Genomic DNA, 16905 nt, shown 5'->3' on the forward strand with positions numbered 1-16905 from the left:
TTTTAAGAAGCAAGATCAAGAGATCGCAGCCTTCGGCAGCTCCTGCATAAGGGGATTGTGCGTAGAAGGCGGATTCTGCGATCAAGCCTAAACTCAAACGTAACCCAGCGTTGCAATACAGCCGCAGGCGCAAACAGCCGTACAGTCGTGTTGCCACCATTCATTGTGTACAATCGCGCTGTTTTTTACGCGATACTTGCCAGCGACCTACTGTGCCGTATTACAGTCACGGTCTATTCGCCGCAGTTTTCCCGACTCGAGTGCCCATGAACGAACAGTTGCAACCCCTCAAGAAACAACCGCGAGCAGGCAAAGCCGGCCGCAGCGGAACCCAGGACGATATTGTCTACGCGCATATCTTCGAGGCCATCCTCGAGCAGCGTCTGGCGCCCGGTACCAAGTTGAGCGAAGAAGCGCTGGGGGAAATCTTCGGGGTGAGCCGCACCATCATTCGCCGCGCGCTGTCGCGTCTGGCCCATGAAGGCGTGGTGCTGTTGCGGCCGAACCGTGGCGCCGTGGTGGCCAGCCCGAGCGTTGAAGAGGCGCGTCAGGTGTTTCTCGCCCGACGTCTGGTCGAGCGGGCGATCACTGAACTGGCGGTGCAACATGCCACGGTCGAGCAGATCGCCGAACTGCGGCAGATGGTCAACGATGAGCGCGACAGTTTCTCCCGCGGCGATCGCGGCGCCGGTATTCGTCTGTCGGGTGAATTCCACCTGAAGCTGGCGGAAGCGGCAATGAACGCACCGTTGATCAGCTTCCAGCGCAGCCTGGTGTCGCAGACCTCGCTGATCATCGCCCAGTACGAAAGCGGCAACCGCTCGCATTGTTCGTACGACGAACACACGCAGTTGATCGACGCCATTGAAAAGCGCGACGGCGAACTGGCGGTGAACCTGATGATGCATCACATGGATCACATCGACAGCAAGCTCAACCTCGACGAGGAAGGCGCGTCGGATGATCTGCATGCGGTGTTCTCGCATTTGTTGCAGACCAAGAAGCCTGGGCGTCCAGCGGCCAAGCTCTGATCTGAAATCGAGTCGCGGCTTTCGCGAGCAGGCTCGCTCCCACAGGGGAATGCATTTCAAAGGTGGGAGCGAGCCTGCTCGCGAAGACAATCTGACAGGCAACAAAAACCCCCCTAAATAAACACCACCGGGGATGATCGTTCCCACGCTCCGCGTGGGAATGTCTCTAGGGACGCTCCGCGTCCAGTGACGCGGAGCGTCACGGGCTGCATTCCCACGCAGAGCGTGGGAACGATCAGTGCAGGAAAACCTAGCGCTGATGCACCAGCGCCCCCGCTGCATACGTCTGCGCCACGGTGCGGTCATCGCCCAGCGTCATCAACACAAACAACGTCTCGGCAATGTTATTGGACTGCTTCAAGCGATAGCTCAGCAGCGGCGTGGCGTTGTAATCCAGCACTAGGAAGTCGGCATCGGAGCCCGGTTGCAGGTTACCGATCCTGTCTTCCAGGCGCAGCGCCCGCGCACCCCCGAGGGTCGCCAGATACAGCGACTTGAACGGGCTCAACCGCGCGCCCTGCAGTTGCATGACCTTGTAGGCTTCGTTGAGGGTTTGCAGCAGTGAGAAACTGGTACCGCCGCCGACGTCGGTGCCGAGGCCGACATTGAGCTTGTGCTTTTCCGCCATCGGCAGGTTGAACAGGCCGCTGCCGAGGAACAGGTTCGAGGTCGGGCAGAACGAGATCGCCGAGCCGGTTTCCGCCAGTCGCGCGCATTCTTCGTCACACAGGTGCACGCCGTGGGCGAATACCGAGCGTTCGCCGAGCAATTGGTAGTGATCGTAGACGTCGAGGTAGCCCTTGCGCTCCGGGAACAGCTCCTTGACCCACTCGATCTCCTTGAGGTTCTCGCTGATGTGGGTCTGCATGTACAGATCCGGATATTCCGTCAGCAATTGCCCGGCCAGGGTCAGTTGTTCCGGGGTGCTGGTTGGGGCGAAGCGCGGCGTCACCGCATAGTGCAAGCGACCCTTGCCGTGCCAGCGCTCGATCAGCGCCTTGCTGTCGACGTAGCTGGATTCGGCGGTATCGACCAGATAATCCGGGGCATTGCGGTCCATCATCACCTTGCCGGCGATCATGCGCAGATCTAGCTTTTCCGCCGCTTCGAAAAACGAATTGACTGACTGCGGGTGCACGCTGCCGAACACCAGCGCCGTGGTGGTGCCGTTGCGCAGCAGTTCCTTGATGAAAATATCGGCCACTTCGTCGGCGTGGGCCTTATCATCAAACTGGCTTTCGCAGGGGAAGGTGTAGGTGTTCAGCCAGTCGAGCAATTGCTCGCCGTAGGAGCCGACCATGCCGGTCTGCGGCAGGTGAATGTGTGTGTCGATAAAGCCCGGTGTGATCAGCGCATCCTGATAATGGTTGATCTCGATATCCGCCGGCAGGGTTGGCAGCAGTTCGCTGGCGTGGCCGAGGGCACTGATCTTGCCGTCGTCGACCACCAGCAGGCCGTCCTCGAAATATTCATAAGAGGCTTCGATGCCGACTTCGGCAGGGTCGGCAATGCTGTGCAGAATGGCGGCGCGGTAGGCTTTGCGAGTCAGAGGCATGAGGGTTCTCTAATCAGTTTGAGGCTTTGAGTTTGGCGGACTGGCTGCGGCGCGAGGCGGGCAGCAATCGGGCAATCGGTTCGGCGCGGGCGCTGTGCTGGCCGAAGTTGGCGTTATAGGTGGCGATGATTTCACCGGCGATGGAGATGGCGATTTCCACAGGCAGTTTGCCTTTGACTTCGCCGATGCCCATCGGGCAGCGCATGCGCTGCACCACGCTCGGGTCGAAACCACGATCACGCAGGCGGTGTTCGAATTTGGCGCGTTTGGTTTTCGAGCCGATCAGGCCGAACCAAGTGAAATCGTTACGCTTGAGAATCGCCGCGGTCAGCTCCAGATCGAGCTGATGGTTGTGGGTCATGACGATGCAGTAGCTGCCGGCGGGCAGATCATCGACTTCGTCCACCGGCTCTTCGCTGACGATTTTACGCACGCCGTGGGGAATGTGTTCGGGGAACTCGGCCTCGCGCGAATCGATCCAGCGCACCCGGCAGGGCAGGCTGGCCAGCAGCGGCACGAGGGCGCGCCCGACATGGCCGGCACCGAATACGGCAATCTGTGCCTGCACCTGGCCCATGGGTTCGAACAGCAACACCGTGGCGCCGCCGCAGCACTGGCCGAGGCTGGCACCGAGGCTGAAGCGCTCCAGATGGGTGTCCTGCTTGCCGCTGGCGAGCATCTCGCGGGCGATCTGCATGGCTTTGAATTCCAGATGCCCACCACCGATGGTGTCGAACATCCGGTCGGCGCTGACGACCATTTTCGAGCCGGCGTTGCGTGGCGTCGAGCCAAGTTCTTCGATGATTGTCACCAGCACACAGGGCTCGCCCTGATTCTGCAGGTCGGCGAGGGCGTCGATCCAGTTGTACATACACACCTCTCAGATCGTTCCCACGCTCTGCGTGGGAATGCATCACTGGACGCTCCGCGTCCGCTGTTCAGGATGCGACGCAGAGCGTCGCGGGCTGCATTCCCACGCAGAGCGTGGGAACGATCATCAAACAACCGCGGTTTCAGCTTCGACAGCTTTCACCGCTTTGAGCTGGCGCATCTGCTCGCAGCCCCACAACACCCGCTCCGGCGTGGCCGGCGCATCGATCTTCGGCTGATGCTGATAATCACCGAGGCTCGCCACCGCGTCCTTGATCGCGCACCAAGCGGCAATGCCGAGCATGAACGGCGGTTCACCGACGGCTTTGGAATGGAACACCGTGTCTTCCGGGTTCTTGCGGTTTTCCACCAGTTTCACTCGCAGATCCAGCGGCATGTCCGCCACCGCCGGAATCTTGTAGCTGGCCGGGCCGTTGGTCATCAGCTTGCCCTTGTTGTTCCAGACCAGCTCTTCCATGGTCAGCCAGCCCATGCCCTGGACGAAACCGCCCTCGACCTGACCGATGTCGATCGACGGGTTCAGCGAGGCGCCGACGTCGTGCAGGATGTCGGTGCGCAGCATCTTGTACTCGCCGGTCAGGGTATCGACGATCACTTCGCAGCAGGCTGCGCCGAAAGCGAAGTAATAGAACGGACGCCCACGGGCCTGACTGCGGTCGTAATAGATTTTCGGGGTCTTGTAGAAGCCAGTGCTCGACAGCGAGACCTGATTGAAATACGCCTGCTGGATCAGCGCTTCGAAAGTCAGGATCTGCTCGCGCACCCGCACGTGGCCGTTGCGGAATTCGACGTCTTCTTCGCTGACCTTGTAGTGCCGCGCGGCGAACTCGACCAAGCGTTGCTTGATGGTCTGTGCTGCGTTCTGCGCAGCTTTGCCGTTCAGGTCGGCGCCGCTGGAGGCAGCGGTCGGCGAAGTGTTGGGCACTTTGTCGGTGTTGGTCGCGGTGATCTGCACACGATCGATTTCGACCTGGAACACTTCCGCCACGACCTGCGCAACTTTGGTGTTCAGGCCCTGACCCATTTCCGTGCCGCCGTGGTTCAGGTGGATGCTGCCGTCGGTGTAGATGTGGATCAGCGCACCGGCCTGATTGAGGAAACTGGCGGTGAAGGAAATCCCAAATTTCACCGGTGTCAGCGCCAGGCCTTTTTTCAGGATCGGGCTGTTGGCGTTGTAGCGACGGATCGCTTCGCGGCGCTCGGCGTACTGGCTGCTTTCTTCCAGTTCGGCGGTCATCTCTTCGAGCATGTTGTGCTCGACGGTCTGGTAGTAGTGGGTGACGTTGCGCTCGGTCTTGCCGTAGTAGTTGGCCTTGCGCACCGCCAGCGGGTCGAGCTTCAGGTGCCGGGCAATCGCGTCCATCACTTCCTCGATGGCGACCATGCCTTGCGGGCCACCGAAACCACGATAAGCGGTGTTCGAGGCGGTGTTGGTCTTGCAACGGTGACCGTTGATGGTGGCATCGCCGAGATAGTAGGAGTTGTCCGAGTGGAACATCGCCCGGTCAACGATCGAAGCAGACAAGTCCGGCGAGCAGCCGCAGTTGCCGGCCAGCTCCATGTTGATCCCGTGCAGACGGCCGCTGCTGTCGAAGCCGACGTCGTATTCAACGTAGAACGGGTGGCGCTTGCCGGTCATCAGCATGTCTTCGACGCGCGGCAGTCGCATCTTGGTCGGTTGGCCGGTGAGGTGCGCGACCACCGCGCACAGGCACGCCGGGCTCGCGGCCTGGGTTTCCTTGCCACCGAAACCACCGCCCATGCGGCGCATGTCGACGACGATCTTGTTCATCGACACGTCGAGCACTTCGGCGACCAGTTTCTGCACTTCGGTCGGGTTCTGCGTCGAGCAGTAGACGATCATCCCGCCGTCTTCAGTAGGCATCACCGAGGAGATTTGTGTCTCCAGATAGAAGTGCTCCTGGCCGCCGATGTGCAGCGTGCCCTGAATACGGTGTTCAGCAGTGGCCAGTGCCGAAGCCGAATCGCCGCGTTGATGGGTGTGGCTGTCGAGCACGAAATGGCGCTTGCGCAGGGCTTCGACGACGTCGAGCACCGGTTCCAGATCTTCGTATTCGATGATCGCCGCCATCGCTGCTTTGCGCGCGGTTTCCAGGTCTTTCGCGGCGACTGCCAGCACCGGCTGGCCGACGAACTGCACGTCATCGATGGCCAGCAGCGGGTCGCCCGGCATCAGCGGGCCGATGTCTTTCAGGCCCGGCACGTCTTCGTGGGTAATGACAATGCGCACGCCTTCGAAGGCGTAGCACGGCGACGTGTCGATGCTGAGGATTTTCGCGTGGGCGCGGTCCGACAGGCGCGCATACAGGTGCAACTGGTTGGGGAATTCCAGGCGATCGTCGATGTACTGCGCTTCACCGGACACATGCTTGGCGGCGCTGTCGTGCTTGACGCTGCGGCCGACACCGGTGGTCAGATCCTTGGCGAACAATTCGGCCAATTCAGCCTGGGTCTTCTCTACGGCGTGATGATTAGACATAAGCGGTCACCCGAGTCTCGATGTGCGGTGTTTGCAGTTCGATGAAGTATTTGCGCAGCAGGTTCTGCGCGCTGAGCAGGCGATATTCCTTGCTGGCGCGGAAGTCCGAGAGCGGCGTGAAGTCTTCGGCCAGCGCGGCGCAGGCGCGTTCGATCACCGCGTTGTTGAACGGTGCACCTTGCAGCACGGCTTCGCAGTGCGCAGCGCGTTTCGGAATCGCCGCCATGCCGCCGAAGGCCACGCGCGCGTCGCTGATCACGCCATTTTCCACGCGCAGATTGAAGGCAGCGCAGACGGCGGAGATGTCGTCGTCCAGGCGCTTTGACACTTTATAGGCGCGGAACAACTGCTCGGCGCTGGCGCGCGGGACGATGATTTTTTCGATGAACTCGCTTTCCTGCCGCGCGGTGACGCGATAGTCGATGAAGTAATCTTCCAGGTTCAGCGTGCGGCGGGTTTCGCCTTTGCACAGCACGATCTGCGCGCCGAGGGCGATCAGCAGCGGTGGCGAGTCACCGATCGGCGAGGCGTTGCCGATGTTGCCGCCGAGGGTGCCCTGATTGCGGATCTGCAATGAGGCGAAGCGGTGCAGCAGTTCGCCGAAGTCCGGATATTCGGCATTCAACGCTTCGTAACAGTCGGAGAGGGCGGTGGCGGCGCCGATTTCGATGCGGTCATCGAAGGTTTCGATGCGCTTCATTTCGGCGACGTTACCGACATAGATCATCACCGGCAGAGTGCGGTGGAACTGGGTGACTTCCAGCGCCAGATCGGTGCCGCCGGCGAGCAGCCGCGCTTGTGGATAAGCGTCGTAGAGATCGGCCAGGTCAGCGACGGTCAGCGGCACCAGGCAGCGCTTGTCGCCGCTGTTGAGTTCACCTATATCGGTCGGCGCGATAGTCTTGAGGCGGGCAATGGTTTCGGCTTCGCGGGCGTCGAACTGATCCGCTGGCTTGCCGCAGCAGGATTGTTCGGCAGCGGCGAGAATCGGCCGGTAGCCAGTGCAGCGGCAGAGGTTGCCGGCCAGCGCTTCGTGAGCCTTGGCCTGATCCGGCGCATCGCTGTTCTTTTGCAGGGCGAACAACGACATGACGAAACCGGGGGTGCAGAAGCCGCACTGCGAACCGTGGCACTCGACCATGGCTTTCTGCACGCTGTGCAGTTCGCCCTTGTGCTTGAGGTCTTCAACGCTGATCAGTTGTTTGCCGTGCAAGGACGAGACGAAAGTCAGGCACGAATTGAGGCTGCGATAGCGAATATGTTCACGCCCCGTATCATCGGTCTGCAACTCGCCAACCACCACGGTGCAGGCGCCGCAGTCGCCACTGGCGCAACCTTCTTTGGTGCCGGGCTTGCCTACGTGTTCGCGCAGGTAATTGAGCACAGTCAGATTCGGGTCCAGGGCGTGCTCGCTACGGAGTTCCTGGTTAAGTAAAAACTGGATCACGGAAGGCCTCGCAGACTCATTATTGTTGTTAACCGACGTGAACCGAATTTAGCAGGTCTGACTTTTCGGTCAATGGTTTTCTGACTTAAAGGTCAGGAAAATCCGTTTCGTCGATCAACAGCGTGTCTATTCAGTATTGACCTTCATCGGTCACGGCGCTTTTTTGCGGGATTCGTGCCAAAAACCGCTGAGTGGGCACTCCGCCATGACCGCGCATTTGCGCTACACTGCGCCGCTTGTGCAGATCGATAGAGTTTGAAGGACAACCATGACGTTCAAGGCGCCGGACAGCCTCGCCGAGCAAATCGCTCACCACCTCGCCGAACGCATCATTCGTGGCGAAATGAAGCCGGGAGAGCGCATCCAGGAACAGAAGGTCACGCTGGCGCTCAACGTCAGCCGCGGTTCGGTCCGCGAAGCCTTGCTGATCCTCGAGCGCCGTCACCTGATCGCGATCCTGCCGCGTCGTGGCGCCCACGTTACCGAGCTGACGCCGCACAAGGTGCAGAGCCTGTGCACGCTGATGAGCGAGCTGTACATCCTGCTCGGCAATTCGGTGGCCAATGGCTGGCAAGTGCAGTCGGACATGGCGCCGTTCGTGCAGATCCAGCAGCGCCTGACCGCCAATTACGAACGCGGCGATATCCGCAGCTTCGTCGATGACAGCTTTGCGGTGATGCGCGCCGCCTATCCGTTTGCCAACAATCCGTACCTGCAAGAAACCGTCGAGAACCTCCAGCCGGCGATGAGCCGCGCGTATTTCCTCGCCCTCGAACAGCGCAAGGCGGAAATGAGCGAATTCCTCGAACTGTTCGAACGCTTGCTCGCCGCCGTACTCGCCCGTGATTTGCCGCAGATCCGCATCGTGCTCACGGCGTATGCCCAGCGCAGCTGCGATCTGGTGGTGTCTGCGCTGACGGTTGCCTGAGCGTGCGGCTGAAGTGCATCAAACTGGCGGGGTTCAAATCCTTCGTCGACCCGACCACGGTGAACTTCCCCAGTAACATGGCGGCGGTCGTCGGGCCGAACGGTTGCGGCAAGTCGAACATCATCGACGCCGTGCGCTGGGTGATGGGCGAAAGTTCGGCGAAGAACCTCCGTGGCGAGTCGATGACCGACGTCATCTTCAACGGTTCGACCAGCCGCAAACCGGTAAGCCAGGCGAGCATCGAACTGGTCTTCGACAACTCCGACGGCACGCTGCTCGGCGAATACGCCGCCTACGCGGAGATTTCCATCCGCCGCAAAGTCACCCGCGACAGCCAGACCACTTATTACCTCAACGGCACCAAATGCCGTCGGCGCGACATCACCGATATCTTCCTCGGCACCGGCCTCGGCCCGCGCAGCTACTCGATCATCGAACAGGGGATGATCTCCAAGCTGATCGAATCCAAGCCGGAAGACCTGCGCAATTTCATCGAAGAAGCGGCGGGCATCTCCAAATACAAGGAGCGTCGCCGTGAGACTGAAAACCGCATCCGCCGTACCCACGAGAACCTCGCCCGTCTGACCGACCTGCGCGACGAGCTGGAGCGCCAGCTCGAACGTCTGCACCGTCAGGCCGAGGCGGCGAAAAAGTATCAGGAACTCAAGGCCGAAGAGCGTCAGCTCAAGGCGCAACTTTCGGCCCTGCGCTGGCAGGATCTCAACGAGCAGGTCGGCCAGCGCGAGTCGATCATCGGCAATCAGGAAGTCAGTTTCGAAGCGCTGGTCGCTGAACAGCGTAATGCTGATGCGGCCATCGAACGCCTGCGCGACGGTCACCACGACCTGTCCGAGCGCTTCAATCTGGTGCAGGGCCGCTTCTATTCGGTCGGCGGCGACATCGCCCGGGTCGAGCAGAGCATTCAGCATGGCCAGCAGCGGTTGCGCCAGTTGCAGGACGATCTGAAAGAAGCCGAGCGCGCGCGTCTGGAAACCGAGTCGCACCTGGGCCACGACCGCACGTTGCTGCTGACCCTCGGCGAAGAACTGGACATGCTCACCCCCGAGCAGGAAGTCACCAGCGCTGCCGCCGAGGAAGCCGCTGCGGCCCTCGAAGAAGCCGAAACCACCATGCACGGCTGGCAGGAGCAGTGGGATGCTTTCAACCTGACCGCTGCCGAACCGCGCCGTCAGGCTGAAGTGCAGCAGTCGCGGATCCAGCAGCTGGAAAGCAGCATGGAGCGTCTGGCTGACCGACAGAAGCGCCTCGCTGAAGAGCGTGCGTTGCTGTCCGCCGACCCGGAAGACGCGGCGATCATGGCGCTCAACGAGCAGCTCGCCGAGTCCGAAGCGACCCTCGAAGATTTACAGACCAGCGAAGAAGCGCAGGTCGAGAAGCTCGAACAACTGCGTCAGGAATTACAGCAAGCGTTGACCGCACAGCAGCAGGCGCAGGGCGATCTGCAGCGGCTCAACGGTCGTTTGGCGTCGCTGGAAGCCTTGCAGCAGGCCGCGCTCGATCCGGGCACCGGCACCGCCGAATGGTTAAAGGAACACAACCTCGCCGAGCGTCCGCGCCTGGCCGAAGGCCTTAAGGTCGAGGCCGGTTGGGAACTGGCGGTGGAAACCGTGCTCGGCGCCGATCTGCAAGCGGTGCTGGTCGACGATTTCAGCGGTTTTGATCTGTCCGGATTCACTCAGGGCGATTTGCGCCTGCTCAGCCCGGCCAGCGATGGCGTGCGGGTGGCGGGCAGTCTGCTGGACAAAGTCGAGGCGCAGATCGATCTGTCGCCGTGGCTCGGCCAGGTCAAACCGGTCGACAGCCTTGAACAGGCGCTGGCCTTGCGTGGCCAGTTGAGCGCCGGGCAGAGCCTGATCAGTCGCGATGGCTATTGGGTCGGTCGGCACTTCTTGCGTGTACGTCGCGCCAGCGAAGCGGAAAGCGGCATGCTCGCCCGTGGCCAGGAAATCGAAGACTTGCAGCTTGAACGCGAAGAGCGCGAAGCCACGGTCGAGGCCATGGAAACCCGCCTGCAAACCTTGCGCGCGCAACAGCGCCAGCAGGAAAACGGCCGCGAACATCTGCGCCGCTTGCTGCAGGACGAAGCGCGCCAGCAAGGCGAACTGAAAGCACAATTGTCCGCCGGTAAGGCCAAGGCCGAGCAACTGACATTGCGCCGCACCCGTCTCGATGAAGAGCTGGTCGAACTCGCCGAACAGCGCGAGCTTGAGCACGAACAGGTCGGCGAAGCGCGCATGCAATTGCAGGAAGCACTGGACGCCATGGCGCTCGACACCGAGCAGCGCGAGTTGCTGCTGGCCCAGCGCGACAGCCTGCGCGAGCGCCTCGATCGCGTGCGTCAGGAAGCGCGGCAGCACAAGGATCACGCCCATCAACTGGCCGTGCGTCTCGGCTCGTTGCGCGCCCAGCACGACTCCACGCGCCAGGCGCTGGAACGTCTGGAAATGCAGGCCGAGCGCCTGACTGAAAAGCGCGAACAGTTGAGTCTGAATCTGGAGGAGGGCGAGGCGCCGCTGGAAGAGCTGCGCCTCAAGCTCGAAGAGTTGCTCGACAAGCGCATGACCGTCGACGAAGAACTTAAGACTGCGCAGATCGCCCTGGAAGACGCCGATCGTGAATTGCGCGACGCGGAAAAACGCCGCACCCAGGCCGAGCAGCAATCGCAGCTGATTCGCGGCCAGCTCGAACAGCAACGCATGGAATGGCAGGCGCTGACCGTACGGCGCAAGGCTTTGCAGGATCAATTGCTCGAAGATGGCTACGATCTCAACGGCGTGCTCGCCACATTGACCGCACAAGCCAGTGAACGCGAAGCCGAAGAAGAACTCGAACGCATCAACGCACGGATTCAGCGCTTGGGTGCGATCAACCTCGCGGCCATCGACGAATACACGCAACAATCGGAGCGTAAACGTTATCTGGATGCGCAGGACGCCGATCTGGTCGAGGCGCTGGAGACCCTGGAAAACGTCATCCGCAAAATCGATAAGGAAACCCGCAACCGTTTCAAAGATACCTTTGATCAGATCAACGGTGGTTTGCAGGCACTTTTCCCGAAAGTTTTCGGTGGCGGGCGCGCGTATTTGGAACTGACGGGCGAAGATCTACTCGATACAGGGGTGACGATCATGGCGCAGCCGCCCGGGAAGAAGAACAGCACCATCCATTTGCTCTCCGGCGGCGAAAAAGCCCTGACTGCACTGGCCCTGGTTTTTGCCATCTTCAAGTTGAACCCGGCGCCGTTCTGCATGCTCGATGAGGTTGACGCGCCACTGGATGACGCTAACGTTGGACGCTACGCACGCCTGGTCAAAGAGATGTCGCAGACCGTGCAGTTCATTTACATCACCCACAACAAGATCGCCATGGAAATGGCCGAGCAGTTGATGGGTGTGACGATGCATGAACCGGGCTGTTCGCGACTGGTGGCGGTGGATGTCGAGGAGGCGATGGCGATGGTGGACGCCTAGCGGCGCAGCTGCAGGTTACAAGCTCCAAGCTGCAAGTGGACGGCTTGTGGCTTGGAGCTTAAAGCTTGTAGCTGCGAAGCCTTTGATCGTGCTAGTTTAATGTCAATTTTTCGTATACGTGGGCAAAACGCCTGTCAGAACATAGAGTTGGCGCCACGTTTTAAAGCGGTTTACGCAGTGTAAACCCCTTATTTTTCAGCATTTTTTATAGAGGCACGGGATTACATGGAAATCGGTCTGCGCGAGTGGCTGATCGTCATCGGCATCATTGTGATAGCCGGTATTCTTTTCGATGGCTGGCGCCGTATGCGCGGCGGCAAGGGAAAGCTGAAATTCCGTCTCGACCGGAGCCTGTCCAATCTGCCGGACGAGGACACCAGCGCCGAGCTGTTGGGCCCGGCCCGCGTCCTGGATACGCACAAAGAGCCGCAACTGGACGAGCACGATCTGCCGTCGGTGAGCATGCCCAACCGCGAAGCCCGCGAGCCGCGTGAATCCGGCTCGAAACGTGGCAAGCGCGGCAGCAGCGGCCCGGCGCAGGGCGACTTGAACCTTGACCTCGATCTGGACGGCGGCCCGAGCTTCAGCAGCCGCGATGACGATTTCGCCGAAGACAGCAAGCCTGCAGCGGCCGTGGCGGAAAAAGATCAGCCGCAAGCCGAAGAAGTCCTGGTGATCAGCGTGATCTGCCGCGACCCGGCCGGCTTCAAAGGCCCGGCGCTGCTGCAGAACATTCTCGAAAGCGGCCTGCGTTTCGGCGAGATGGACATTTTCCACCGCCACGAAAGCATGGCCGGCAACGGCGAAGTGCTGTTCTCCATGGCCAACGCGGTCAAGCCGGGCATCTTTGATCTGGACGACATCGACCACTTCAGCACTCCGGCGGTGAGCTTCTTCCTCGGTCTGCCAGGCCCGCGTCATCCGAAGCAGGCCTTCGACGTGATGGTCGCGGCAGCCCGCAAGCTGTCCCAGGAACTGAACGGCGAACTGAAAGACGACCAGCGCAGCGTACTGACTGCGCAGACGATTGAGCACTACCGTCAGCGCATCGTCGAATTCGAACGCCGCGCCCTGACCCAGAAGCGCTAAGGCCACATCAAAAGATCGCAGCCTTCGGCCTGTAGGAGCTGACGAGTGCAACGAGGCTGCGATCTTCTGGCACCGCCGCCGATAATGGAATAAAACTGGAGCAGCCTCGGCTGCTCTTTTGCTTTATGAGAGAACACCCATGACCGCCGCCAAAACCCGCATTCTAGAGCTGCGCGCTGAGCTGGATCAGCACAACTATCGCTATCACGTTCTCGACGAGCCGAGCATTCCCGATGCCGAGTACGATCGCTTGTTCCACGAGCTCAAGGCACTGGAAGCGGCCAACCCGGAACTGATCACCAGCGATTCGCCGACCCAGCGCGTCGGCAGCATGGCGTTGACTGCGTTCACTCAGGTGCGTCACGAAATCCCGATGCTCAGCCTCGGCAACGCCTTCGAAGAATCCGACATGCGCGAGTTCGATCGCCGCGTCAGCGAAGGCCTCGACGTGCCGGCCGGCGATCTGTTTGGTGGCGGCGCGGCGGTGGAATACAGCTGCGAGCCGAAGCTCGATGGCCTGGCGGTCAGCCTGCTGTATCAGGATGGTCTGCTGGTGCGCGGCGCCACCCGTGGCGATGGCACCACAGGCGAAGACATCAGCGTTAACGTGCGCACCGTGCGCAATATTCCGCTGAAGCTGCACGGCGAAGGCTGGCCGGCGACGCTTGAAGTGCGCGGTGAAGTGTTCATGTCCAAGGCGGGTTTCGAGCGCCTCAATGCTTCGCAGCTGGAAATCGGCGGCAAGACCTTTGCCAACCCGCGCAATGCGGCAGCGGGCAGCCTGCGCCAGCTCGATTCGAAAATCACCGCCAATCGGCCGCTGGAATTCTGCTGTTACGGCATCGGTCAGGTTTCCCATGACATTTCCGACACCCACATCGGTAACCTCCAGCAGTTGCAGAAGTGGGGCATGCCGATCAGTCACGAACTGAGGCTGGCCAAGGGGATTGATGAGTGCCTGGAGTATTACCGCGACATCGGCGAGCGCCGTAACTCGCTGGCCTATGAAATCGATGGCGTGGTGTTCAAGGTCAACAGCATCGCCGACCAGCGTGAACTGGGCTTCCGCGCCCGCGAGCCGCGCTGGGCGATCGCGCACAAATTCCCGGCGATGGAAGAACTTACCGAGCTGCTCGACGTGGAATTCCAGGTCGGCCGCACCGGTGCGGTGACTCCGGTGGCGCGTTTGAAACCGGTGAAAGTCGCCGGCGTCACCGTGGCCAACGCCACATTGCACAACATGGACGAAGTCGCGCGTCTGGGCCTGATGATCGGCGACACGGTGATCATCCGCCGCGCCGGTGATGTGATTCCGCAAGTGGTGCAGGTAGTCATCGAGCGTCGCCCCGATGACGCGCGCCCGGTGGCCATTCCTGAAAGCTGCCCGGTGTGCGGCTCGCACGTTGAACGCACGCAACTGGTCAAGCGCAGCAAGGGCAAGGAAACCTTCAGCGAAGGCGCGGTATATCGCTGCGTCGGCCGACTGGCCTGTGGCGCGCAATTGAAGCAGGCGATCATTCACTTCGTCTCGCGCCGGGCCATGGACATCGAAGGCTTGGGCGACAAGAGCGTCGAGCAACTGGTCGACGAAGGACTGGTCAGCTCGCCGGCCGATCTGTATGCGCTGAAGTTCGATGACATCGTCGATCTGGAAGGCTTTGCCGAGGTATCGAGCAACAAGCTTCTCAAAGCCATTAAAGACAGCAAGCAACCGAGCCTGGCACGTTTCATCTACGCCCTCGGCATTCCCGATGTCGGCGAAGAAACGGCCAAGGTGCTGGCGCGTTCGCTGGGTTCGCTGGAACGCGTGCAACAGGCCTTGCCGCATGTGCTGACCTACCTGCCGGATGTCGGCCTGGAAGTGGCGCACGAGATCCACAGTTTCTTTGAGGATGCGCACAACCAGCAGGTCATCAGCGAATTGCTCGGCCATGGTTTGCAGATTCAGGATCAAGGCGAGTTGGGCGCCGAATTCGCCGCCAGTACCACCCTGGGCGGCTTGCTCGACAAACTGCACATTCCTTTCGTCGGCCCTGGCGGTGCGCAGAAGCTGGCCGATCGCTTCGGCTCGCTGGAAGCGGTGATGAACGCTGACTGGCTGGACATGCGCCAGGCATTGCCGGAGAAGCAGGCCAACTCGGTGCGCGAGTTCTTCGCCTCGCCTGAGCATCGGCAGCTGGCCGAGCGGGCCGAGCAGCAGCTGCGCGATTTCGGCATGCATTGGCAGAGCGAGAAGAAAGTCGTCGAAGGTCTGCCGCTGTCCGGCGAAACCTGGGTGCTGACCGGCAAGGTCGAACTGATGAGCCGGGATGTGGCCAAGGAGCATCTGGAAAGCCTGGGCGCCAAGGTCGCCGGTTCGGTGTCGGCGAAAACCCATTGCGTGGTCGCAGGCCCGGGTGCCGGCTCGAAACTGACCAAGGCCAATGAACTGGGGGTGAAGGTCATGGACGAAGAAGCGTTTATCGCCTTCCTCAAAACCCACGGCGTCGCTGTCTGAGCGGATGAACCACTGTGGCGAGAAGATTTACCCCTCTCCGGATGGGCACCTGTGGCGAGGGGATTTATCCCCGTTCGGCGACATCGTCGTCGCAGAACCATACGACTCGGTATACCTGATTAACCGCGTTGTATGGTTTTGGGGGTCGCTTCGCAACCCAGCGGGGATAAATCCCCTCACCACAATGGTGCTATCACCCGGCTGCGCGGTTATGGGTGGGAACGATGTTGTCTTCAGGATGATCTAGTCTTGGCCAGTCCCAGGGAGAGATCGCCATGCACCGCTTTTTCGAGCAGCTCAGTTCCCGCATCATCGCGCCGTTCGTGGCCGGATCCTCGCGCAACAGCAAAGTCTGGCCGTGCCGTTGCGGCCAGTCGCTGTTCTTTCGCAACAGTCAGTGCCTGGCCTGTAACGCCTTGCTCGGCTATCAACCTGAAGAAAGTCGCCTGACCTCGCTGCAGCCGGGGCCGGAAGAGGGCACCTGGACGCTCGACGCCGATCCCGACGCCGGTCTGTTCCGCCGCTGCGCCAACCTCGACATGCCCGCCGCGTGCAACTGGCTGCTGCCGGCCAACGATCACGACACCTTGTGCATCGCTTGCAGCCTCAACCGCACCATTCCCGACCTGTCCGTCGCGGAAAATCCTGAACGCTGGCGCAAGGTCGAAATCGCCAAGCGTCGACTGGTCGCGCAACTGATCACCCTCGGCTTGCCGGTCATCCCGAAAACCACCGATGAAGAAACCGGGCTGGCGTTCGACTTCATCGGTGTCGACCTGGAAGGCAACGCGCCGATGACCGGCCACGCCAATGGCCTGATCACCCTCGACATCAAAGAGGCCGACGACGCTCACCGTGAGCAGGTCAGGGCGGCGATGCACGAACCTTACCGCACGCTGCTCGGGCATTTTCGCCATGAGGTCGGCCACTACTACTGGGATCGCCTCATCGCCAACGGCCCTTGGCTGGACGCGTTCCGCAATCTGTTCGGCGACGAACGCGCCAGTTACGCCGAGGCGCTGGACCGGCATTACCAGCAAGGCGCGCCGCTGGACTGGCCGCAGCACTACGTCAGTGCCTACGCGACCATGCACCCGTGGGAAGACTGGGCGGAAACCTGGGCGCATTACCTGCACATGATGGATGCGGTCGACACGGCGCTGGGCTTCGGCATGAGCGCGCGGGAAATGGACTTCGACTATCAGCCATTTCCCACCAGCACCCTGTACGACCCGGAGCACCCCGGCGGCACGGCATTCCTGTCGTTCGTCAATGCGTGGATCGAACTGGCCGGCATGCTCAACGAACTGTCGCGCAGCATGGGCCAGCCGGATTTCTATCCGTTCGTACTGCCGGCGGCGGCGATCGCCAAGCTGCACTTCATTCATCTGGTGATCCAGCAGGCGGGCGGCAGGGCGGATGAGGTGCTGGCCTTGTAGGTGTCGCAGGCTGCGATGTTTATGTCCTTGAAGCCGT

The 16905-nt window shown here is 61.1% G+C and carries 10 protein-coding genes; 6 read left to right on the top strand and 4 right to left on the bottom strand.

From position 1 onward, the window contains the following. Positions 1–266 precede the first annotated feature (266 nt). Positions 267–1031, top strand: a complete 765-nt coding sequence (locus OK411_RS10190; protein ID WP_122611247.1) for a GntR family transcriptional regulator — start codon at positions 267–269, stop codon at positions 1029–1031. 250 nt (positions 1032–1281) lie between these two features. Here OK411_RS10190 and guaD read toward each other — a convergent pair whose 3' ends face one another. The 4 genes from guaD to xdhA form a co-directional block, all read right to left on the bottom strand. Beyond that, positions 1282–2586, bottom strand: coding sequence for a guanine deaminase (guaD, locus tag OK411_RS10195; protein ID WP_217879663.1), 1305 nt, complete (start codon positions 2584–2586; stop codon positions 1282–1284). A 13-nt stretch (positions 2587–2599) separates the two neighbouring features. Then, positions 2600–3457: a xanthine dehydrogenase accessory protein XdhC gene (gene xdhC, locus OK411_RS10200; protein WP_207807386.1), complete on the bottom strand. Its 858-nt coding sequence runs from the start codon at positions 3455–3457 to the stop codon at positions 2600–2602. 126 nt (positions 3458–3583) lie between these two features. After that, complete coding sequence (gene xdhB / locus OK411_RS10205) at positions 3584–5977, bottom strand: xanthine dehydrogenase molybdopterin binding subunit (protein ID WP_016773848.1); 2394 nt, start codon at positions 5975–5977, stop codon at positions 3584–3586. Beyond that, entirely contained in the window at positions 5970–7424 is a 1455-nt protein-coding gene (gene xdhA, locus OK411_RS10210) for a xanthine dehydrogenase small subunit (RefSeq protein WP_217879664.1), read from the bottom strand. The genes xdhB and xdhA overlap by 8 nt, the downstream gene beginning before the upstream one ends. Before the next feature lie 268 nt (positions 7425–7692). Between xdhA and OK411_RS10215 the strand changes: the two genes are divergently transcribed. The 5 genes from OK411_RS10215 (at position 7693) to OK411_RS10235 (ending at position 16868) form a co-directional block, all read left to right on the top strand. Continuing rightward, positions 7693–8352: a GntR family transcriptional regulator gene (locus OK411_RS10215; RefSeq protein WP_039763015.1), complete on the top strand. Its 660-nt coding sequence runs from the start codon at positions 7693–7695 to the stop codon at positions 8350–8352. 2 nt (positions 8353–8354) lie between these two features. Continuing rightward, positions 8355–11843: a chromosome segregation protein SMC gene (gene smc / locus OK411_RS10220; RefSeq protein ID WP_217879665.1), complete on the top strand. Its 3489-nt coding sequence runs from the start codon at positions 8355–8357 to the stop codon at positions 11841–11843. Between the two features lie 225 nt (positions 11844–12068). Further along, positions 12069–12932, top strand: coding sequence for a cell division protein ZipA (gene zipA, locus OK411_RS10225; protein ID WP_071171595.1), 864 nt, complete (start codon positions 12069–12071; stop codon positions 12930–12932). Positions 12933–13071: 139 nt separating this feature from the next. After that, positions 13072–15429: an NAD-dependent DNA ligase LigA gene (ligA, locus tag OK411_RS10230; protein WP_217879666.1), complete on the top strand. Its 2358-nt coding sequence runs from the start codon at positions 13072–13074 to the stop codon at positions 15427–15429. 275 nt (positions 15430–15704) lie between these two features. After that, a complete protein-coding gene (locus tag OK411_RS10235) occupies positions 15705–16868 on the top strand; it encodes a putative zinc-binding metallopeptidase (RefSeq protein ID WP_073473998.1) in 1164 nt (387 codons plus the stop codon). The last annotated feature ends 37 nt before the right edge of the window (positions 16869–16905 follow it).

This window comes from Pseudomonas sp. RG1, assembly GCF_025910115.1.
GTDB classification, from domain to species: domain Bacteria; phylum Pseudomonadota; class Gammaproteobacteria; order Pseudomonadales; family Pseudomonadaceae; genus Aquipseudomonas; species Aquipseudomonas atacamensis.

Bases quoted from the DNA above. Each gene is read 5' to 3' on its own strand.
- OK411_RS10235 (WP_073473998.1), top strand. From the start codon at position 15,705: ATGCACCGCTTTTTCGAGCAGCTCAGTTCCCGCATCATCGCGCCGTTC.
- xdhC (WP_207807386.1), bottom strand. From the start codon at position 3,457: ATGTACAACTGGATCGACGCCCTCGCCGACCTGCAGAATCAGGGCGAG.
- xdhB (WP_016773848.1), bottom strand. From the start codon at position 5,977: ATGTCTAATCATCACGCCGTAGAGAAGACCCAGGCTGAATTGGCCGAA.
- OK411_RS10215 (WP_039763015.1), top strand. From the start codon at position 7,693: ATGACGTTCAAGGCGCCGGACAGCCTCGCCGAGCAAATCGCTCACCAC.
- OK411_RS10190 (WP_122611247.1), top strand. From the start codon at position 267: ATGAACGAACAGTTGCAACCCCTCAAGAAACAACCGCGAGCAGGCAAA.
- ligA (WP_217879666.1), top strand. From the start codon at position 13,072: ATGACCGCCGCCAAAACCCGCATTCTAGAGCTGCGCGCTGAGCTGGAT.
- zipA (WP_071171595.1), top strand. From the start codon at position 12,069: ATGGAAATCGGTCTGCGCGAGTGGCTGATCGTCATCGGCATCATTGTG.
- guaD (WP_217879663.1), bottom strand. From the start codon at position 2,586: ATGCCTCTGACTCGCAAAGCCTACCGCGCCGCCATTCTGCACAGCATT.